Here is a 21,254-nt window from a genome sequence, read left to right as displayed (position 1 = left end):
GATTGAAGGACACGATGTCTAAAGAAGACATGATCGAATTCAGTGGCACAGTAACCGAACTGCTGCCCAATGCCATGTTCCGCGTGACACTGGATAATGAGCATACCATCCTGGCCCATACCAGCGGCAAGATGCGCAAGAACCGTATCCGCGTGCTGGCGGGCGACCGCGTGAATGTGGAAATGACGCCCTATGACCTGACAAAAGGTCGCATCACGTTCCGCTTCAAGTAAGCCGCCCTTGTCGGTCATGACCGCAGACACCGCTCCATCCGGGGCGGATACGGGTGCGCAGCTTGTCCTTGCCTCGGCTTCCCCCCGCAGGCTCGCGCTCCTGCGCCAGATCGGGCTGGTTCCCGATCAGGTGCATCCAGCCGATATCGATGAAACGCCCCGGCGTGACGAACTGCCGCGCCCCCATGCGCAGCGTCTGGCGATGGAAAAGGCCGAACACGTGGCGCGCGCGCTGGATATTCCGGCACTGGTCATCGCGGCTGATACGGTCGTGGCCCTTGGTCGGCGCATCCTGCCCAAGGCGGAAGATGCGGATACCGCACGCGCATGCCTGAACCTGCTGTCCGGACGGCGTCATACCGTATTCACCGCCGTTGCCATACGGCCTACCGCCACATGGCCCGGCGGGCGTGCGGGTAACAGGCTGGTTGCCAGCACGGTCACGTTTTCCCGCCTGACATCCGCACAGATTGATGCGCTGATTGACGCAGGCGACTGGAACGGCAAGGCCGGGGGGTATGCCATACAGGGCCATGCGGCGGCGTTCGTCCGCTTCATGTCGGGCAGTTACACGGGCATTGTCGGCCTGCCGCTGTTTGAAACCGCGCAGATGCTGCGCGGACAGAAAGGAAACTGGCTCCGGTGAGCGTGCGCATCTGCGCCAGCAGCAGCCCCGGAGAAGTCCGCATCGCCGTAATGGACAATGGCGTCATGCAGGATTTCGCCCTGTGGCGACCTGACATGGCTGATGGCGTGGGCGATATCTATCGCGCCCGCGTCAGCGCCCATGTCCCGGCACTCGGCGGCACGTTCATCACCCTGCCGGGACTGGAACAGGCAGGCTTCCTGCCGGATTCGGAAGGGCTTGGTCCCCTGACACAGGGGCAGACCGTCCTTGTGACCGTCACCCGCAGCGCACAGGGGGGCAAGGGCGTACGTCTGGGCGCGCGCAACCTGCCATCCGACCTGCCCGGTGGGTCGGACCCCAAGCTGCTGCGCCGAGGTCCCACGCCGCTGGAACGGCTGGCGCGGTATTATCCGCTGGCACCCATCGTTATAGATGACGCCGCCATTGCCGCATTGCTGCCTGCTGTCTTTCATCCACGCCTGACACGCGTCAACTGTACGTTTGACAGTGACCTGCGCGCGCAGGTCGATGCACTGGAAGACCCCGTCATATCCCTGCCCGGTGGCATGTCGGCCAGCATTACGCCCACGCCTGCGCTGGTGGCGATCGACATGGATGGCGGGGCCACCAGCATGGACCGCCGCCCCAAGCAGACAGCACAGTTTGCCGCCAACCGCGATGCACTGCCTGACCTGTTGCGCCAGTTGCGGCTGCGCAACCTGTCCGGTGCGATCATTGTCGATGTCGCGGGGCTTGCCATACGCAAGCGTCGCGCGCTGTCGGAAACGGTCGAAGCGTTACTGAAGGACGATCCGCTGCGTCCGCGCTTTCTGGGCTTTACGGCGCTGGGGTTGGCGGAAATCGTCCGCCCGCGCGTGCACCCGCCGCTGCATGAACTGTTCCAGTCACGCGAAGGACGTCTGCTGCGTGCGCTGCGCGGGCAGATGCAGGCCTATCGTGGCATGCCGCCTGATGGGCGGCCTGTCATGCTGGGATGCGGTTATGGCATCATGGCGCTGTTGCAGGACCATCCGGGCTGGATGGAGGATTTCATGCGCCTGACAGGCCGCGTGCTTCAGCCTGTCATGGATCAGGGCCTGCCCGCCAATGGCTGGAGATTCGATCATGACTGAACCGTCCGCCCTTCCCCCCTGCCCCATCTGCGGCCAGCCCGCAAAGCCGCAATACCGGCCGTTCTGTTCGCGTCGCTGCGCCGATGTTGACCTGGGGCGCTGGTTTTCGGGCCAGTACCGGGTACCATCGGCAGAGATTCCATCCGTAGAGGATGAAAAATACACAAGACGGGTTGATCCCGATGATGAGGTAGGTTAAACGCTTGTCCAACGTCACGGCGGTCCTGACTGCCTGACATAGCCGGACAGACGGCCCGGTGCCCAAGTAGCTCAGTTGGTAGAGCATGCGACTGAAAATCGCAGTGTCGGTGGTTCGATCCCGCCCTTGGGCACCATTTGATTTCCAGAAAATATAATCAAGCCTACCGGTCCGTATCATTCCACATAAGCCTGTGGTTCATGATCCAGTCGGATATCTTACCCCATTTTCCCTGACATGGCTGGTCCCTACCCAGCCAATCCTGCTGGCTGGGTACGAGCCGTGGCACAGGTGTCGTCAGACCGATGTGCAGGCCATCATCATGTCGCGGATCATATGACCCGCCAGACATCGAAAGATGGAAGACGACGCCAAAGGGATTGGGCCGGACCATGCGGCCGGCAAGAGACTGTCTGAAACAACCTGCAAATCATAAAGAAGTTTTTGGTAAGGCTTTTTGCAAAAAGCTTCAGAAGAACGTCGCCTTTTTGAAAAAAGGCGACACCCAAAAACTTTTACTGTTTCCCGCCTGCAGCCCCTTTCAGGCGGATTGCGGACGATCCGTAGCCTCGAACAGCAGCGGTGCGCCCTGGGCCGTGGGGGCAAGCTGGCCTTCCCACATGGCGACATTGCCACGAATGATCGTGCCGACAGGACGGCCCGTCAGTTCGCGCCCGACAAAAGGCGACCAGCCACACTTGGAGGCCAGCCATTCCTGCTGAACCGTCCAGCGCGCAGCAAGATCGACCACCGAGAAATCGGCATCATAGCCCACGGCAATGCGCCCCTTACGCACCAGACCGAACAGACGCTGTGGGCCGGCCGATGTCATGTCCACCACCCGGCGCAACGACAGGCGACCATGCGCCACATGGTCCAGCATGAGCGGCAGCAGCGTCTGCACGCCAGGCATGCCCGAAGGGGTTTCGGGATAGCTGCGCTGCTTGGCTTCTAGCGTATGGGGGGCATGGTCGGAACCAATGATGTCAGGCACGCCCTGGCCCATCCAGTACCACAGGCCGTCACGCCATTTACGGCCACGGATGGGCGGGTTCATCTGCGCCAGCGTCCCCAGTTCGGCATAGGCTTCCTCACCCGCCAGGGTCAGGTGCTGGGGTGTAACCTCACAACTGGCGATATCCTTGTGACCTGACAGGAATTCCAGTTCCGCGGGCGTCGTGACATGCAGCACATGGATGCGACGCCCCGTACGCCGTGCCAGCCGCACGATGCGCTGTGTCGCGCGCAGGGCCGTTTCCTCATCACGCCAGACGGGGTGACTGGACGGATCACCTGCCTTGCGTTCTGACAGGCGTTCATGCAGACGTGCCTCGTCTTCGGCATGGATGGCGACACGGCGGCGGCCCGAACGCAGCACACGTTCCAGTACCGCATCATCAGACACCAGCAGGCTGCCGGTGGAAGATCCCATGAAAATCTTGATCCCAGCCGTACCGGGCAGCATTTCCAGTTCACCGCACCGGTCGGCATTATCCGTGGTGGCGCCCACATAGAAGGCATGGTCGCACCACATGCGCCCGCGCGCGCGTTCCAGCTTGTCCACAACGGCTTCGGGCCGGTCGGTGGGGGGTTTGGTATTGGGCATTTCGAACACGGCGGTCACGCCACCCATTACGGCGGCCATGCTGCCGGTGGCCAAGTCCTCTGTCCCGGTCAGGCCCGGTTCACGGAAATGGACCTGCGTATCGATCACGCCGGGCAGGATCGTCAGGCCGGTACAGTCAATGATGCGACCGGCATCCCCCTGCCCCCCGATCCGGGCAATCCGCCCGTCACGCACGTATATATCGGTCACGACGGTGGCATCAGGCAGCACAACGCTGCCATTTTTCAGACAAAGATCAAAAACGGGTAAGGTCATGGGACTATCCTGTGGCCATTGCCCGCAGATCGGCAGCGCGGGCGGGAAATACGCGCCGGGCCACGCCTGTGCCCGCCACGTCCTGACCCGATGTATGGCACGCGCCCGATAGCATGCAAACCATCCCCCATAACGAAACACCCCGGTCCTTGCTGGCCGGGGTGTTGCAGTCACATTGAAGATATGACGGGAAAGCGTCAGTTGGTGGAAGGGGCGGCGCGTTCTTCCTCCGCCTGCTTCAGGACGGCCTGCAGGCCGCCATCCCTGATCCATTCCTCCAGCTTCTGTGGTGTCATGGGACGGGCAAACAGGTAGCCCTGCACCACGTCACAGCCAAGCCGACACAGCAGGTCAAGCTGGCGCACGGTCTCGACCCCTTCGGTCACCACCGTCATGCCCAGGCGGCCGCCAATCCCGATCACCGCCGTGGTCACGGCCTGTGCATTGGCGTCGTGTTCCAGATTCATGATGAAGCTGCGGTCGATCTTGATTTCCGTCAGCGGCAGGCGCGTCAGCCTTGAGAGCGAAGAATACCCCGTGCCGAAATCATCCATCGACAGGGCGACGCCAAGGTTACGGATGGCCTGCAGGACCATGTTCGTATCCTCGTTTTCCGTCATCATGACGCTTTCGGTAATTTCGACCGTCAGGCGATGCGGCTCCAGCTTGCTGTCGCTAAGCAGGCGCGCAATGAAACCGGGCAGATTACGGTTACGGAAATGCCCCGCCGACAGGTTGACCGCCACCGTCGGCACGTAAATGCCATGCGCATCCCATTCCAGGATCTGCTGCACCGCGCGCTCCAGCGACCATGTGCCAATGGCTTCGATCTGCCCGGTTTCCTCGGCCACGGCAATGAAGCGCGAGGGATAGATGTTGCCCAGTGTCGGATGGTTCCACCGCGACAGCGCTTCCACACCATACAGCGTGTTGTTCCGCACATCGATCTGGGGCTGGTAATGCAGGTTGAGCAGGCCCTGCGCCAGCGATTCACGCAGCGCCGAACCCAGCAGCAGCCGGTCCTGCGCCGCCTTGTTGTCTTCCGAACGCGCAAGGTGGGTCATGCCCAGACCCGAACGCTTGGCATGACGCATCGCCTGTTCGGCATAGCTGAGCAGGGATTCCCCATCCGGCCCGTTTTCGGGGAACAGGCTGATACCGATACCCAGGGTCGGCACGATCATGTTGCCGCCGATCTCAATCGGCTGCTTGACGCATTCATGCAGCCTGTCGGCAAATTTCAGCGCGTCCTCCTGACTTGTATTCGGCACAATGATCAGGAATTCGTTCGAGCCGGAACGGCTGAGAATATAATTGCTGCGTGAAATACCCTTCAGCCGCTCGGAAACGGACCTCAGGAATCCATCGCCGTTGATATGGCCCAGCGCATCATTGATATCGCGGAAGCGGTCGATATCGATCATGTACAGTGCGAAGTGGTTGTCACCCGGCTGGCCGATCATGGACCGGATCACCTTGTGCACCGCCGTGCGGTTCAGGAAACCGGTCAGCGGGTCATAGTTCGACAGCTGCGAGATATGCTGGCGGGCCTCGTGCTGTTCGATCAGCACGCCACAGAACGGCACGCAACTGCTGACGATATGGGATGGCCATTCGCTGCGATTACGCTCGGAACGCGAATACAGCGCGAAAATGCCGATGATGCGTCCGTTGCGGGTACGGATGGCCGATGCCCAGCAATGATGCAGCCCAAGCGAAATCCCGACGGAACGGTAGCTGTCCCACACAATGGTGGTGGCCTCACCCAGATCATTGGCCAGGGCTGCGATATCCGCATCCGTCAGGCGCATTTCCTCCAGGGCGGCGGCAAAACGGCGCGGCATGCCCGGACCGGACAGGATGCGCAGGCGGTTCTGCTCATCAAGCTGGATCAGTACGGCGACGGTGTTGGGAACCAGGACCTCCACCTCGCGGCAGACCATGTCGGCCACGTCCTGGATCTGGATCTCGCTGGAAAGGGAGCGGAAAACCGTGTTCTGCAGTTCCATCACCCGGTTGCGATGGCCCGCGCCGGTAATGCCGTGCACCATCATCAGGCGATAGGTGCGTCCACCCTTCCCCATCAGCCGTGCCGCCGTCAGGCTCACCGCGGCGGAAATGTAGTCCCCGCTGCGGTTTTCGAACGTGACATCACCCGCGACCGGTTCCAGCGCCGGTGCCTCCTCAGAAAACGGCAGGCTGCTGTTTCCGACCGACGTGGCCAGAAGTTCACCCACGGGCCTGCCCGCCAGCGTGCCGGGATCATATCCCCACAGCGTTTCAGCCGCCGGGTTGGCATACAGGATCATGTTATGATCATCGATGATGACCATCCCGTCATGGGCCTGATTCAGCAGCTCAAAGCTGATGTCCGGAATGGTATCGACAGCTGGGGACGGCTTGGGGTTCTCGGTTTTCATGGTAATCCAAAATTATAAATGCCTGTTTCCAGGCAGGCACCAGGACGGGTGGGCGGTTACGGACTGCCCGGGGACCTATTTTTTCTGTTCACCTTCGTTCAGGACTTCACGCGCCATGTCGGACACACGCGCCATGTCGGGGCCTTGTGCCCACTTCAGCATGTCTGCGGGCGCCATGGGACGGGCGAACAGATAACCCTGCACGACATCACAGTTCAGTCCCCGCAGCAGCTTGAGCTGGGCTTCCGTCTCGACCCCTTCGGTCACGACGGTCATGTCCAGTCGGTTGCCGATCCCGATCACCGCCGTGGTCACGGCCTGTGCATTGGGGTCGTGTTCAAGGTTCATGATGAAGCTGCGGTCGATCTTGATTTCCGTCAGCGGCAGGCGCGTCAGCCGTGACAGCGAGGAATATCCCGTGCCGAAATCATCCATCGATAGTCCGACACCAAGGTTACGGATGGCGGCCAGTCCCTCCATCGTGTCCTCGTTTTCATCCATCATGACGCTTTCCGTGATTTCGACACACAGACGCTCAGGCGAGAGCTTTCGCTCCCTGAGGATACGCTCGATCAGCCCGGGCAGGCCCCGGTTGCGGAAATGTGCCGCCGACAGATTGACCGAAACCGTGGGGACATGCAGCCCCTGACGTTCCCAGTCGATGATCTGGCGCGTCGCCTCTTCCAGCGACCATGTGCCGATCGTCTCGATCTGCCCGGTATCTTCCGCCACCGCGATGAAGCGGGAGGGATAGATATTGCCCAGAGTCGGATGCTTCCACCGCGACAGGGCCTCCACGCCATACAGCTTGCCCGTCTTGATATCGACCTGCGGCTGGTAATGCAGGTTGAGCATGCCCTTGGCCAGCGATTCACGCAGCGCCGAACCCAGCAGCAGCCGGTCCTGTGCCGCGCGGTTATCCGCCGTGCTGGATACGCAGAAGCCGCCGCGCGCTTCCTTCTTGCACCGGCGCATGGCGATTTCGGCATGGCCCAGCAGGGATTCACCATCCGGCCCGTTTTCAGGAAAGATGCTGATCCCGATACCAAGCGACACGACCAGCAGGTTGCCCGCGATCTCGATGGGTTCCTGCATGGCCCTGATCAGGCTTTCGGCAAAGGACGATGCCTTTTCCTCATCACTGTCGGGCATGACGATGACGAACTCATCCCCGCCCGAACGGCTGAGGATATAGTTGCTGCGTGACATGCCCTTCAGCCGCTCGGCAATTGCCTTGAGAAAGGAATCGCCATTCTGGTGGCCAAGGGTGTCATTGATGTCGCGGAAACGGTCCACGTCGATCATGAAGACCGCGAACTGGTTGTCACCCGGCCGGTCGATCATCGACTTGATGATCTTGTGGATGGCGGTCCGGTTCAGGAAACCGGTCAGGGAATCATGATTGGCAAGCTGCGAGATATGCTGCTGGGCCTCATAATTCTCGATCACGACGCTACAGAACGGCACGCAGCCGGTAACGATTTTCTGCGGCCAGTCGCTCAGCTTGTACTGATTGCGCGAATACAGCGCGAAAATGCCCGAAATCCGCCCGTTGCGCGACTTGATGGCCGAAGCCCAGCAGTTATGCAGCCCCAGCGAGATCCCAAGCGAGCGATAGCTGTCCCATACGATGCTGTTGGCTTCGGACAGGTCATTGCCCAGGGCGGCAAGATCGCCTTCGGTCAGGACCATGTTTTCAAGGGCCGCGGCATAACGACGCGGCAGGCCGGGACCGGACAGGATGCTCAGGCGGTTGTTTTCATCCAGCAGGATGATGGCGGACACCGTGTTGGGGACAAAACTTTCCACTTCACGGCAGACGAGGTCGGCCACGTCCTCCACCTGCATATCGTTGGAAATGGCCTGGAACACCGTATTCTGCAGGTCCAGCAGCTTGCGGCGGTGGCTTTCCTCCGTAACGCCCTTCATGAAGGCCATGTAGTAGCGCTTCTTTTCCGGGCCCAGCAGCGCGGTCGAGATCGACATCTCGCCCGAAATGTAATCCCCGGCCTTGTTCTCGAACGTGACTTCGCGCGAGGTGCCGACAATGCGGTTCACGCCCGTCTTGCGGTTCTTGTAGATATAGCTGTCATGATCGGCGCGATAGACCGAGGGGACCAGGCAGCTGACATTGCGGCCGATCACTTCTTCCTCGGTAAAACCCCACAGCTTTTCCGCCGCCGGGTTAAAGAACACGACCTCGTTACGCTCATTGATGATCACGACGCCATCCGTTGCCTGCTCCAGTAGCTGGAGACTGACATCGGCCGTCATGTCCAGCTTGGTGGCGGGCTTGTGGTCATCGGTCATGGCAGGCGCTTCGTGGGGGTTCATTACTTTCTCACACTGTTTCATTGAGGATATTCTGGCGGATATCACGCTGCTGGATAGAAGGACGGGGCGCACGCCGCACGCATGGGTGTCGCGGCAAACGTCTGTGACATGGTGGGGGCTGCGGGCGCCGGGGCGTTTGCCGCCATGGGGACATGGGCCGGACGGCCAAGCAGGTAGCCCTGCCCCTCGTCACATCCCTCGGACGAAAGCAGCGCAAGCTGGCCCGGCGTTTCGATCCCCTGCGCCAGGACCGAGACATCCAGCGCATGCCCCGCGATCATGACGGAGCGGACCAGTTCAGCCATGGCCGGATCCGTGCCCACCTGCTGCATAAGGGTGCGGTCGATCTTGATCTTGTCAAAGGGGAATTCGCGCAGCATGGACAGAACCGATTTCGGGCCACCAAACTCGTCCAGCGCAAGCCTGACCCCAAGCGTATGCACCTTGCGGGCCATGGCCAGCGCACGCGGGCGGTCACGCTGTATCGTGGCCTCGGTAATCTCGATGACAAGGCGGCCCGCAGGCAGGCCGCTGCGTGCCAGGGCAGCCTGAACCGTATCGGCAAAGCGCGGCAGCAGGAACTGTGATGCGGACATGTTGACCGCGACACGCACATTTCCGTCCCAGCCTGCCGCAGCCTGGCATGCCTGGTCCAGCACCCATTCACCCAATTCGATAATCAGGCCGTTTTCATAGGCAATGTCGAGGATTTCCGTGGGAGGCACGCTGCCACGTACCGGATGTTCCCACCGCAGCAGGGCTTCATATCCCGAAACCTCGCCAGTGGCGACGACAGTCTGCACCTGGAAAAACAGCGAAAGCTGGCCATTGGTCATGGCGGCACGCAGGTCATCACCCATCGCGCGGCGTTCACGCACGTTCTGGTCCAGCGAACTTTCATAATACCAGATCGTATGGTGCAGGTCGGTCTTGGCACGATACATGGCAAGGTCGGCGCGTGAAATCAGGGTTTCACTGTCGGTCGCGTCAACAGGATAGACCGCAACCCCGATGCTGCCGCCGCTGGTGACCATGTAATCATCAATGGGAATGGGCTGGTTCAGCGCCTGCTGGATACGGTTTACGAAATCATGCAGTTCCGCCTGATCCGACGTGCGATGGATGGCGATGAATTCATCCCCCCCCAGACGGGCCACGAACTCACCCTGTCCCAGCAGCGCGCTGAAGCGTTCAGCCAGTGTGGTCAGCACGACATCACCTGCGGCATGGCCGCGCGTATCGTTGATTTCCTTGAATTTGTTCAGGTCGATACCGATGACCGCAAACTGTTCGCCATTCTGGTCAGCCATTGCGACTTCCTGGTTCAGGCGTTCATTGAAGCTTATGCGGTTGGGCAGGCCGGTCAATGCATCGGACATGGCCATGCGGTGCAGTTCGTCATACGATTCCTGCCGCACGCTGCCATCAATGACAAAGCAGGCGATACCGGCGACGATCATCAGCATCGAACCGGCAATGACCGCGAAGCCAATGGCCTGGAACTGTTCATTGTCATGCAGGGCCTGCATGTGCGGATGCATATGAATATGCATGGCCGCCATGCCGGTAAAATGCAGCCCGGCCACCGCACCCACCATGGCCAGCGTCATTTCGATCTCACGCCGCAGGGTGGCCGGGCGCAACGCCAGGCGCAGGGCCGTGGCGGACAGGCCAATACCGATCAGGATCGACACGATCGCCAGCGGCAGGTTCCAGACCACGGGGGCATCAATCCGGTACGCCGCCATGCCGATATAATGCATGCTGGCGATACCAAGCCCAAGGATGATCCCGCCCAGCACGCAGCCACCGCGTCCGTACAGCCTGACCGCCGTCATGACCGCAAAGGGCATGGCCACGAACATGGCCAGCAGGGACAGGATGGTCAGCAAGGGGTCGAGATGCACATCGGCACCGGCATGATAGGCCAGCATGGCCGCAAAATGCGTGCACCAGACAAAACTGGCACCCGCCATGGCGCTCAGGAAACACCAGCCGACACGCTGCCTGCCACGGGTGTCGGACACGCGGGCAACCAGTCGCATGGTAATCCACGCACCCAGTACACAAACGACCAATGCACCAGACAGCAGAAAGGGGTTATAAACCCTCAGCTCATAGATATGATTGCTCATTGATTCCATTTTTGAACGATCAATACCATCCAGTCATCACCAGATTTCGGGTAAAATCCGTTACCGCGTTGGGTAATACGAAAAACCAGGCAGTATCAAACGCCTACAACAGGGGCACTTAACAAATTATCAGATATTTATTTTATGTATTTATTATGATTAACCAGATGTTAGTAAAGATCCGCGAAAAATGCAACAACAAATATCCCGCAGAAATCCTTCATCCATCTGCGCGAGTTTCTACATCATGCACAGCAGAAAACTACACCAATATTCATGAGGAAATAGCAAGGGAATGACAGATGAACACACGATAATAGGTTTTAATTCCTAAATTATACCTATCTTCAGTGCTGTTTCAGTTTGTTACAGCCAGAATTGCCAATGACAGCGCTCCCATCAGGTCCCGCATGCCGCCATCATGGCAGCATGCGCTGAAAAACCTGATCCCGGATACCCAGCAGATGATAAAAGCCCGCCCCGGCATGAAAGCATGCCAGACAGAACAGTAACCACGCATTCCAGTGATGTAATGATGAAAAAAACGAATGTGTTCCGCCCATCAATTCCGGAAAAGGCGAATTGATCGGGATACCAAATGCGATCACGGGCCGTCCCGTTGTCCAGCGCGCCATGTAACCGAACACGATTTCTCCGCCCAGCAGCAGATAAAGCAGGCGATGTACGCTGCGTGCGACACGGTCCTGAAATGTTACAACGGGGAAACGGATTGCCCGCCCCCCGGTGACCGCCCATGCCATGCGGGTCACGAACACGGCCGCCAGCAGCACGCCCAGTGACGTATGGGTAACCGCCAGAAACGCCCGCATGGGTGCGGTACGGTCCATCAGGTGCCACGCAACCTGTCCCACCACGAACTGCTCTACCACCAGTACGGCAGTAATCCAGTGCAGCCAGCGGGTTTCCCAGCTATACCGCCGGGGCATATGTGACGTGGCGGATGAATATGCTGCCATACCGATCACCTGTCTGGTCTGGTAGCCGTAGAAAAAATGCCAGAAGGCATGACGGTCGTGTCAGTCAACACCGGGAAGCATCGAACTGTCTTCCCCACCGATATGCATGTTGGAATAACCGCCATCGGTCATGCCGGGGGCTTCGCTGGAGGATGCGCTGCCGGGCATCATCATGGCGCCCGTCATCTGGTCGGATTCCTCACCATCATTACGGAACTGCGGTACACCACCACCTGAACCGGTTTCCGGCGCGCTGTAATCGCCCGTTATTCCGGCCGATGCATTATTCGCTTCCGATTCACCCGGTGTATAGCTGCCAACACTATTGCCGTTACCGTCAGAATGGCTGCGCGCGTGCGCAATGCCGCCATGACCGGCCGCCACCATTACCCCCACCGTCAGGGCCGCCAGACCCTTCCTGATATAACCCGACATCCGGCTCTTCCTCCTGTTATGCGTCACGCCATTGGCCTGCATGACGTTCATGCTGTCTACATGGGGCATGTACCCCGCAGCGCCAATAGTATTGCGCATACGGCCTGATCGGGACATTTCTGCCACGCATATGACGCGCGTGTGCCATGCATCCCAAAACACGTGAACGGGCGTATGGTTCTCATGAAACGTAACGCCATACACGGCCCACCCATGGCGTTACCGACACATTGCCTGCTGGAGAATGAGAGATGACCACGCTCGCCACCCTTCCCCTGACCCAGATGACCGTCGTGCCCGACCTGCTGGCGGCACCGATGGGCACCGTGATGCTTGCATCGGAAGTTTCACGCGATGACCAGAAGATCGTCATTCGCAGCCGTGTCGTGGCAAATGGCAAGACAACGCCCGGGCTGATCATGATGACGGCGGCGGCCAAGGGCTATTTCGTGCCGGATGAAGCCTGCACCGCCTTCGTACGCACGGCGCTGGATGTCACGGAAGTCATGCCGCTGCTGCTGACGAAGATCGTCCCCGGTTTCCGCTACAAATACGATGCCGTCGTGCGCGGTGACGTCTGGCAGTTGAAGGATGAGGGCGGCACACAGTTCGCGGGGCTTGCAATCGGCTCCTCCGATGAGGAGGAAAGCAAGGTCTACGCCTATGCCCGGATCGAGGGCGGCCGGATTGGTGACATCGTGGCCGCAACCCGCGTGGCCTATCTGGGCCAGCTTGATTTCGGCGCAGGGCAGGTCGACCCCACCCTGGGCTGAGGACAGGACCCCACCCGCCCGGTTTGCGGGCGGGTGGAGCGTGGACGCTCAGGCCGCGCCGGGCTGGCTTTCCAGGCTGGCGGAATTGGGTGTGCGCCGCAGGAAGAAACGGATGAAACGCGCAAGGTTTGGCGCCAGCTTCGGCCGCAGCAGACGCGGATCATAGCCGGAGAAGCGGCGTTCGTTCTCGATCAGGCAGATGTCGATCATGTCGCGCAGCGGCACATCGACATTGGCGACATCCTTCGTGCCATTCACGGTGAAGTTGTTGTCCTGCTCATGCTTGTTGCCTTCGGCATCGAACGTCGTGACCATGCCCAGCCGTTCATACAGCAGGAACAGCCAGACCCCGACCACGCGCATCTCGAACCAGGGGCGCTTCCACAGCGGCATGGTGGCGCGGTGCCACGCCAGCCAGTTGGCGAACAGCAGGATATGGCGGCATTCTTCCTGCATGACGGGTTCGAACGTGTCGATCAGCGCGGGGGGGAAGAAGGCGGATTTCTGGGCAATGGCAAACAGGCCAAACGCGAAGAAACTGTCCACGCATTCCGAAAAACCCGTGACCAGATAGGCCCATTCCACGTCACGCGGTTCGATATAGGGGGGTTCAGACGCCAGCGGAATGCCATAGGCTTCCACCATTTTGGACAGGACTTCCTTGTGGCGGTTTTCCTCCCACGCGTTGCGTGACAGGGCGTCCTTCATATCCGGGTCGTCAATCAGGCGGGCATAGGCTGCCATGCGCAGGCGGGCCTTGCCTTCGGTCTGTACGGCAATATCCCAGATCGGCAGGGAAGTGACGCGTTCCAGCGTTTCCCTGTCCAGCTTGGGCCATTCGATGACCGATGGCTTGTAGGGATTGAAGGTGTCGCGGAACATCTCCGCCACCGCCTGCTTGTGCTCCGCCGATCCGGGCGTGAGCGGTCCCGGCACCGGGCTGGACCAGTGGCGGGCATTGAAATCAGCCTTTGCCACGGCATCAGGGGTCGCGGCCCCCGGGTCGCGGGCTTCGGGCAGAATGGTATAGATGTCAGAAAGTGATTTCGTCATGTCGGCTCGCTGCTCGGAACGGTGTCGCGTGGATACGCCGGCCGATGTGGCATTCATCCCAACAGCTGACACCCTGATTGCTGCGGTCCATATCACACCAACCATTAAGTGCAGAACTGTTATCTGGAATTTGCGGGGAATGCCGAAGCATCCCCCGCACAACGCGACATCAGCATTATGGACCCGCCAAGCGGTCCGCCTTGCCTTAAATCAATGCAGGTCAGAGATTTTGTCGATTACGCGCGTCACCAGCCCATAATCGATCGCTTCGGACGCGGACATCCAGTAATTGCGGTCCGTATCCTTGCACACCTTTTCATAAGGCTGCCCGGTTTCACGCGCGAACAGGCGGTTCAGACGCTCACGCATCTTGATGATCTCACGCGCTTCGATATCGATATCGGTCGCGGGACCCCGCACGCCGCCCATGGGCTGGTGCAGCAGGAAACGCGTGTTGGGCAGGCAGTAACGCCGTTCCTTGTTCCCTGCGGCAAAGATCAGTGCGCCCGCGGATGCGACCCAGCCGGTGCCGATCATGTTGATGGGTGCAACCGAATCGACAAAGCGGATCATGTCATGGATGGTGTCGCCACTTTCCACATGACCACCGGGGGAGTTCACGTACACATCAATCGGCTTGTCCGACGCACCGGCCAGCGCCAGCAGGCGACCGGTCACGTCACGGGCGATCTTGTCATTGATCGGACCGAACACCAGCACCTTGCGCTGGTCGAACAGGCGGCTTTCCAGTTCCCCTATGGGGGAGGACAGGGTGCGGTTCTTGTCGGGTTCCTCGGTTTCCGGGCCCTGGGGCTCGGGGATATCGGGATCCCTGGGATCTTCTTCATCCATGCGGATGCGGTGTTTCGGCTGCATGCCGTTCATCGGGTTCTCCCTATTCTCCGGGACTGTCCTGGTCATGCCCTTATCCTGCGCTGCCTTGCGTCCGGTGCCAAGTCCCGACCTGACAATCGGGCACAATGACCCCGGCCGGGACAGACCCGGTGCGCGATCCCCCTCGCTAAGATCGGCATTGCAGGCTAGTTTGCCCCGGTCATGTCGTGTGCAGGCCGAAAAAGGCCATGGGAGCTAAGATTGGGAAAGCGGGCACCATCGCCAAGTCCCGGAAGATTTTTTTTTCCGCCATCCAGACGTCCCGCCACAACGCGGGCTGTCCTGCTGGCGCTGTTTGCCACGGGTATGGCGGGCTGCGCGCACCATCAGGATACTGTCGATTCCGTGTCCGACTGGTACCATAACTACCAGGGCGGCGTGATCGGCCAGCAGCGTCCCCCACCGCCCGGTACGCACCAGCCCTATCCCAAGGTCGGGCTGGGACCGGACAAGACGCCCGAACTCCCCTCACCTGAACTGCGTGAAGACATCACCGCCGATCTTGAGGCGCAGCGCGAACTCAACCAGCATCAGGACGCGATCATGGGCACCATGCCCACGGCCGCCGACATTCCCCCCGTTCCCTCGCACCCGTCAGGCAATGGCGGGGGGCAGTCCGCCTCCCTCGCGGTGGCGAATGACGGCGCGCAGGCGGGACGGCAGGCAACGGGCGGCACCAGGCCGAAATCCGAACGCGGCATGTCCCATCAGGCCGAACCCGTGCGGGACGCCACGGGCCAACTGGTCATGCCCGCGGTTACGGAAACGGTATCCGACACCCCCGAGGCGATCCCCGCCAACCTGCCAGCCATTGCCGATGGGCCGCCGGAACTGCCCTCGGTGGGCGGGATCAGCCTGCCTGACAATGCCGGGCGGGACGGCATGGACCTGCCGACCTATCACCTCGCGACACCTGATGACGGGGATCAGGTGCGCTTCCTGCCCGGGTCGGACCAGATCGAGGATGGCGAGGAAGATGTGGTTGGCAATGTGGTAAAACAGCGCGGCAACCGTTTTGTGATCGTGAATGGCTATGGCAATGCCGCCACCGCCTCGGCGGAAGGGCAGACCGCGGCCCTCAACCTTGCCATACTGCGCACCCGCACCCTGACCAACATGCTGCGCGCCCGGGGCGTACCAGCCAACCGCATTGCGGTACACGCCCATGCCTTTGGCAATGGTGCAAGAATTGCCATCGTGCGCTAGAGTGTGGTGCCCACCCCCAACGGGTGGCCCGCCATTTTTCCAACCCGGCGCACGGATTGCCGCGCGCCCGTAACAGAGCGTCCCATGACCGAAGAATTCCACCGTATCCGCCGTCTGCCGCCCTATGTCTTCGCTGAAGTCAACAAGGCCAAGGCCCAGGCCCGAGCGCGGGGGGAGGATATTATTGATCTGGGCATGGGCAATCCCGATACCCCCACCCCACCCCATATCGTGCAGAAACTGGTGGAAACCGTAAGCGACCCGCGCGCGCACCGTTATTCCGTCAGCCGCGGCATTCCGGGCCTGCGCCGGGCGCTGGCGGGATATTATGAACGCCGCTTCAACGTAAAGCTGGACCCCGAGACGGAAGTGATCGCGACCCTGGGGTCCAAGGAAGGGCTGGCCAACCTCGCCTCCGCCATCACCAGCCCAGGCGACACCATTCTGGTACCCAATCCGTCCTATCCCATCCATCAGTTCGGCTTCATCATCGCCGGTGCGTCCGTCCGCTCCATTCCCGCGACGCCCGATGATGAAATGCTGGAGGCGCTGGACCGCGCGGTGCGCCATTCCGTGCCGAAGCCCACGGCGCTGATTGTCAATTTTCCGTCAAATCCCACCGCGTATCTCGCGGACCTTGATTTCTACCGCAAGCTGGTGGCGTTCGCGCGCAAGCACGAAATCTGGATCCTGTCGGACCTGGCATATGCGGAAATCTATTTTGGCGATAACGTTCCCCCCTCCATCCTGGAAGTGCCGGGTGCGAAGGACATCGCCGTCGAGTTCACGTCCCTGTCCAAGACCTATTCCATGGCGGGCTGGCGCATGGGCTTTGCCGCGGGCAACCCGAAGCTGATCGCGGCGCTGACCCGCATCAAGTCCTATCTGGATTATGGCGCGTTCACGCCCATTCAGGTCGCGGCTGTCGCGGCACTCAGTGGCCCGCAGGATTGCGTGGCCGAAATCCGCGATATCTACCGCAAGCGCCGCGACGTACTGATTCAGGGACTGCAGACGGCGGGATGGGATGTGCCCTCCCCCGAAGGATCAATGTTCGCATGGGCGCCCATTCCCGAACGCTTCCGTGAACTGGGCAGCGTGGGCTTTTCCAAGCTGCTGCTGAAGGAAGCTGGCGTCGCGGTGGCCCCCGGCCTTGGCTTCGGGGAATATGGCGAGGGCTTCGTGCGCATCGGACTGGTGGAAAACACCCAGCGCCTGCGTCAGGCCTGCCGCTCCATCCGCCATTTCATGACGGAACACGGAGGCACGGCCCCCACCACGCAGCAGGCCGCCCCGCTGCCTGACACCCAGCCCGCCCATTCATGACTGCCCTTATCGGTTGACGGAAAACACATGACTTCTTCCCCTTGTAAACCCGCCCCCAAACCGCCCCTGCGCATCGGCATTGCGGGACTGGGCACGGTTGGTGCCGGCGTTGTAAAACTGCTGCGTGAAAACGCCGACCTGATCCGTGCCCGCGCGGGCCGCGAACTGGTGGTGACCGCCGTAAGCGCGCGCGACCGCACGCGTGACCGTGGCGTCGACCTGAGCGATGTCGCCTGGTGTGACGCACCCGAGGAACTGGCCACCCACCCCGATGTGGATGTGGTGGCCGAACTGATTGGCGGGGCGGAAGGTGCCGCGCGCCTGACGGTGACCCGCGCGCTGGAAAACCGCCGTCCGGTGGTGACCGCAAACAAGGCGCTGATCGCCATTCACGGCGCCGAACTGGCCTGTACGGCGCAGGCAGCGGGCGTGCCGCTGATGTTTGAGGCAGCGGTGGCCGGAGGCATTCCCGCCATCAAGACCGTGCGTGAGGGGCTGGCGGCGGACCGGATTCTGAAGATCGGCGGCATCCTGAACGGCACGTGCAATTACATCCTGACCGTCATGCATGAAACCGGGCGGGACTTCGCCGAAATCCTGGCCGATGCGCAGAAGCTGGGCTATGCCGAAGCCGATCCCTCGACCGACGTGGACGGCATTGATACCGCGCACAAGCTGGCGATCCTTGCCGGACTGGCGTTCGGGCGGCCCGTGGTATTTGCCTCCGTCTATATCGAGGGCATCCGCCGCATTGGCGCGCTGGACCTGCAGTTCGCGCGCAAGATGGGTTATCGCATCAAGCTGCTGGGGATCGCGCGCCAGCATGAAAACGGTATCGAGGCCCGGGTCCATCCCTGCCTTGTCCCACAGGATGCGCCCATTGCGCAGGTCAACGGCGTGTTCAACGCCGTGGTGGCGGAAGGGGCCTTTGTCGGCCGCCTGATGCTGGAAGGCCGGGGTGCGGGCGAAGGACCGACGGCCACTGCCGTATGCGCCGACCTGATCGATATCGCCCGTGGCTCCGCCATGCCGGTATGGGGCTGTGCCGCTGATAGCCTGATGCAGGCCGTGGCCCTGCCCAGCAAATCGTTCACGGGCGAATACTACCTGCGCCTGAACGTGGAAGACCGCCCCGGTGTCATTGCCGACATCACGGCGGTGCTGCGTGACAACGGCGTATCGCTGCGCAGCATGCTCCAGCATGCCGACGCGCATGACGTCCGCCCCGATGGCACCCATGCCGTGCCGCTGGTGCTGCTGACGCACAAGACCAACGAGGCCGCGATGCAGCATGCCCTGCATCACATTGCAGAACTGTCCGCCGTACTGGATGAGCCCGCGCTGATCCGTATCGAAGCGGCCTGAACACCGGGCAATGGATGGTTCCGGCCGGACCATCCATCCTGCCTTGCCCGCGCCGCATACCCACAAGGATCCGTTTTCATGTCCGCTGCCGACCTGCTTTCCCCCTTTCCCGCGTCCCCCGCGCCACAGGAGGCGGAGCAGGCGCCAGCCGTGCTGGGGGTGACCCACAGTGTTACGGGCCGCCGGTGGAACTGGCGCGAAGGCGGACAGGCCAGCCATACCGACCGCATGGGCATGGCCATTGCACAGCAGACCGGACTGCCGGAAATCGTGGGCCGCATGCTGGCCCTGCGCCGCATTGCCCCCGAACAGGTTGCAACCTATCTGGCCCCTACCCTGCGTGCGCTGATGCCCGACCCGTCCACCTTCACGGACATGGATGCCGCGGCCATCCGTCTGGCCACCGCCATCCGCAACGGGGAAACGGTGGGCCTGTTCGGGGATTATGACGTGGATGGCGCGTGTTCCACGGCACTTCTGACCGATTTCCTGCGCCGTCAGGGCTGCACGGTGCTGACGCATATTCCCGACCGCATGACGGAAGGATACGGCCCGAACATCCCCGCAATCGAGGCCATGCAGGATCAGGGCGCGACCCTGATCGTGTGTCTGGACTGCGGCACGGCGGCGGTGGATGTGCTGGAACACGCAAGCGGGCGTGGTGATGTCATTGTCCTTGACCACCATCAGGTGCAGGGCGCGCTGCCGCGTGTGCTGGCCACGGTCAATCCGAACCGGCCCGACTGCCCATCCGGCCTGCACGGCATCTGTGCGGCTGCGGTCACATTCATGACCGTGGTGGCGACAGTCCGCATCCTGCGCCGTGAAGGATGGTTCGAATCCCATCCCGACCCGCAGTTGATGGACAGCCTCGACCTCGTGGCGCTGGCGACCGTATGTGACGTCATGCCGTTAAGCGGCCTGAACCGCGCCTTTGTCACGCAGGGGCTGAAGGTCATGGCGCGGCGGCAGCGCACGGGACTCGCGGCCCTGCTGGAAGCTGCGGGCGCGCGCGACCCGCTTTCGGCGTTTACATGCGGATTCGCGCTCGGTCCCCGGATCAATGCGGGTGGGCGTATCGCGGATTCCGGCCTGGGGCTGCGCCTGTTGCTGTGCGAGGACACAGCCGAAGCACAGGCGTTGGCCGAGAAGCTGAATTCCGTCAACCACAACCGGCAGAGCGTCGAATCCGGCATCCTTGACCGCGCCATGGAACTGGCCGCCGCACAACGCGCGCAGGGGCATGCCGTGCTGGTGCTGAGCGGCCGTGACTGGCACCCCGGCGTGGTCGGGATCGTGGCCGGGCGGATCAAGGAAAAATTCAACCGTCCCGTTCTGGTTGGTGCGGAGATGGAAGATGGCAGCGTAAAAGGCTCCGCCCGCTCCGTGCCGGGACAGGATCTTGGTGGCGCCATTATCGCGGCACGACAGGCCGGACTGCTGTCATCGGGCGGGGGCCATGCGATGGCGGCAGGATTCGGCCTGCCAGCGGACGGCATCCCTGCCCTGCATGAATTCCTTGACCACCATCTGGCCACCGCCGCCAGCCTGCCCGAAGCCGTGGACCTGACCATTGACGCCGTGGTGAATGTCGCGGCGGCCGATGTGGCCCTTGCAACGGACATGGACCGCCTGGCCCCGTTTGGCGCCGGTAACGACGAACCGTTGATCGCGCTGCCCCGCGTGCGCGTGGCCTATGCCGAACGGATCGGGCGGGAAGGCAATACCCTGCGTCTGACGCTGCAGGGCGAAGGCCGAGGCCCCCGGCTGAAAGCACTGGTGTTCCGCGCCAATGAAAGCCCGCTGGCCCCCGTGCTGGAAGATCGTGATACGCCACCGCTGCATCTGGCGGGATGGCTGCGTGCCGAAAGCTGGAATGGCCGGACATCCGCCACTTTTTTCATCCGTGACGCAGCAATCGCCAAATAATTTCAATATTTTTGAATCAGGGGGTTGACCCTCCCCCCGTGTCGGGATACTTACCGCTCACGCCTTTAGTCCCGTTCGTCTAGAGGCCTAGGACACCGCCCTTTCACGGCGGCAACACGGGTTCGAATCCCGTACGGGACGCCAGCTACTTTGCTGCAGTTTACTGCGGGTCTTGGCTGATTACAGGCACTTTCCAAGTTTCTGTATTTTTAATACGTAGAATGTCGTTGACGGCCTGTCGTGTCTGTGACTGACATTTCTACAGTGTGGCTGTACGCAGATTAAAAAAACTGCCTACAAAGCATCGTGCAAATTATGAAAAAGTTTTTGGT

General features: G+C 61.2%; 17 protein-coding genes and 2 tRNA genes. 11 read left to right on the top strand and 8 right to left on the bottom strand.

Annotation, left to right across the window (positions count from 1 at the left end):
- Nucleotides 1-14: 14 nt before the first annotated feature.
- From infA to AC1RQ9_RS10210, 5 genes are all read left to right on the top strand, one after another.
- On the top strand, nt 15-233 hold the full coding sequence (infA, locus tag AC1RQ9_RS10230; RefSeq protein ID WP_010508114.1) for a translation initiation factor IF-1: 219 nt from the start codon (nt 15-17) through the stop codon (nt 231-233).
- 16 nt (nt 234-249) lie between these two features.
- Nucleotides 250-879 (top strand): Maf family protein, encoded by a 630-nt coding sequence (locus tag AC1RQ9_RS10225; RefSeq protein WP_193732732.1) that lies wholly within the window; start codon nt 250-252, stop codon nt 877-879.
- Nucleotides 876-1,994, top strand: coding sequence for a ribonuclease E/G (locus AC1RQ9_RS10220; RefSeq protein WP_193732733.1), 1,119 nt, complete (start codon nt 876-878; stop codon nt 1,992-1,994). The genes AC1RQ9_RS10225 and AC1RQ9_RS10220 overlap by 4 nt, the downstream gene beginning before the upstream one ends.
- On the top strand, nt 1,987-2,193 hold the full coding sequence (locus AC1RQ9_RS10215; RefSeq protein WP_485986781.1) for a DNA gyrase inhibitor YacG: 207 nt from the start codon (nt 1,987-1,989) through the stop codon (nt 2,191-2,193). The genes AC1RQ9_RS10220 and AC1RQ9_RS10215 overlap by 8 nt, the downstream gene beginning before the upstream one ends.
- Before the next feature lie 60 nt (nt 2,194-2,253).
- Nucleotides 2,254-2,329 (top strand) — tRNA-Phe (locus AC1RQ9_RS10210).
- Between the two features lie 405 nt (nt 2,330-2,734).
- Here AC1RQ9_RS10210 and AC1RQ9_RS10205 read toward each other — a convergent pair.
- The 6 genes from AC1RQ9_RS10205 to AC1RQ9_RS10180 all read right to left on the bottom strand — a co-directional run bounded on the left by AC1RQ9_RS10205 (nt 2,735) and on the right by AC1RQ9_RS10180 (nt 12,445).
- Entirely contained in the window at nt 2,735-4,075 is a 1,341-nt protein-coding gene (locus AC1RQ9_RS10205; protein ID WP_485986780.1) for a dihydroorotase, read from the bottom strand.
- 197 nt (nt 4,076-4,272) lie between these two features.
- Entirely contained in the window at nt 4,273-6,495 is a 2,223-nt protein-coding gene (locus AC1RQ9_RS10200) for a sensor domain-containing protein (RefSeq protein ID WP_485986779.1), read from the bottom strand.
- A 75-nt stretch (nt 6,496-6,570) separates the two neighbouring features.
- Entirely contained in the window at nt 6,571-8,829 is a 2,259-nt protein-coding gene (locus AC1RQ9_RS10195; RefSeq protein ID WP_485986778.1) for an EAL domain-containing protein, read from the bottom strand.
- Nucleotides 8,830-8,870: 41 nt separating this feature from the next.
- A complete protein-coding gene (locus AC1RQ9_RS10190; protein WP_485986777.1) occupies nt 8,871-10,874 on the bottom strand; it encodes a putative bifunctional diguanylate cyclase/phosphodiesterase in 2,004 nt (667 codons plus the stop codon).
- 509 nt (nt 10,875-11,383) lie between these two features.
- Nucleotides 11,384-11,941 carry a cytochrome b gene (locus AC1RQ9_RS10185; protein ID WP_485986776.1) on the bottom strand — a complete coding sequence of 186 codons (558 nt, stop codon included), beginning with the start codon at nt 11,939-11,941 and terminating at the stop codon, nt 11,384-11,386.
- Between the two features lie 60 nt (nt 11,942-12,001).
- A complete protein-coding gene (locus AC1RQ9_RS10180) occupies nt 12,002-12,445 on the bottom strand; it encodes a hypothetical protein (RefSeq protein WP_485986774.1) in 444 nt (147 codons plus the stop codon).
- Between the two features lie 182 nt (nt 12,446-12,627).
- On the opposite strand from AC1RQ9_RS10180, the gene AC1RQ9_RS10175 reads away from it, so the two are divergent.
- The gene (locus tag AC1RQ9_RS10175) at nt 12,628-13,149 is read left to right on the top strand and encodes a hypothetical protein (RefSeq protein WP_485986772.1); all 522 of its coding nucleotides are present in this window, start codon (nt 12,628-12,630) and stop codon (nt 13,147-13,149) included.
- A gap of 48 nt (nt 13,150-13,197) precedes the next feature.
- Here the strand turns inward: AC1RQ9_RS10175 and AC1RQ9_RS10170 are convergent, their stop codons facing one another.
- Nucleotides 13,198-14,202: a ferritin-like domain-containing protein gene (locus AC1RQ9_RS10170; protein ID WP_485986770.1), complete on the bottom strand. Its 1,005-nt coding sequence runs from the start codon at nt 14,200-14,202 to the stop codon at nt 13,198-13,200.
- Nucleotides 14,203-14,412: 210 nt separating this feature from the next.
- On the bottom strand, nt 14,413-15,087 hold the full coding sequence (locus AC1RQ9_RS10165) for an ATP-dependent Clp protease proteolytic subunit (protein WP_485986797.1): 675 nt from the start codon (nt 15,085-15,087) through the stop codon (nt 14,413-14,415).
- A 354-nt stretch (nt 15,088-15,441) separates the two neighbouring features.
- Between AC1RQ9_RS10165 and AC1RQ9_RS10160 the strand changes: the two genes are divergently transcribed.
- The 5 genes from AC1RQ9_RS10160 (at nt 15,442) to AC1RQ9_RS10140 (ending at nt 21,066) form a co-directional block, all read left to right on the top strand.
- On the top strand, nt 15,442-16,302 hold the full coding sequence (locus tag AC1RQ9_RS10160) for an OmpA family protein (protein ID WP_485986768.1): 861 nt from the start codon (nt 15,442-15,444) through the stop codon (nt 16,300-16,302).
- Between the two features lie 84 nt (nt 16,303-16,386).
- Nucleotides 16,387-17,628, top strand: a complete 1,242-nt coding sequence (locus AC1RQ9_RS10155) for an LL-diaminopimelate aminotransferase (RefSeq protein WP_485986767.1) — start codon at nt 16,387-16,389, stop codon at nt 17,626-17,628.
- Between the two features lie 27 nt (nt 17,629-17,655).
- Nucleotides 17,656-18,993 carry a homoserine dehydrogenase gene (locus AC1RQ9_RS10150; RefSeq protein WP_485986766.1) on the top strand — a complete coding sequence of 446 codons (1,338 nt, stop codon included), beginning with the start codon at nt 17,656-17,658 and terminating at the stop codon, nt 18,991-18,993.
- 78 nt (nt 18,994-19,071) lie between these two features.
- Entirely contained in the window at nt 19,072-20,922 is a 1,851-nt protein-coding gene (recJ, locus tag AC1RQ9_RS10145) for a single-stranded-DNA-specific exonuclease RecJ (protein ID WP_485986765.1), read from the top strand.
- 68 nt (nt 20,923-20,990) lie between these two features.
- A tRNA-Glu gene (locus AC1RQ9_RS10140) sits at nt 20,991-21,066 on the top strand.
- Nucleotides 21,067-21,254: the final 188 nt, after the last annotated feature.

This window comes from Komagataeibacter ossonobensis (assembly GCF_057359305.1).
Note: the sequence above shows the minus strand (reverse complement) of the source record. Positions and strands in the feature narration are given on the sequence as shown.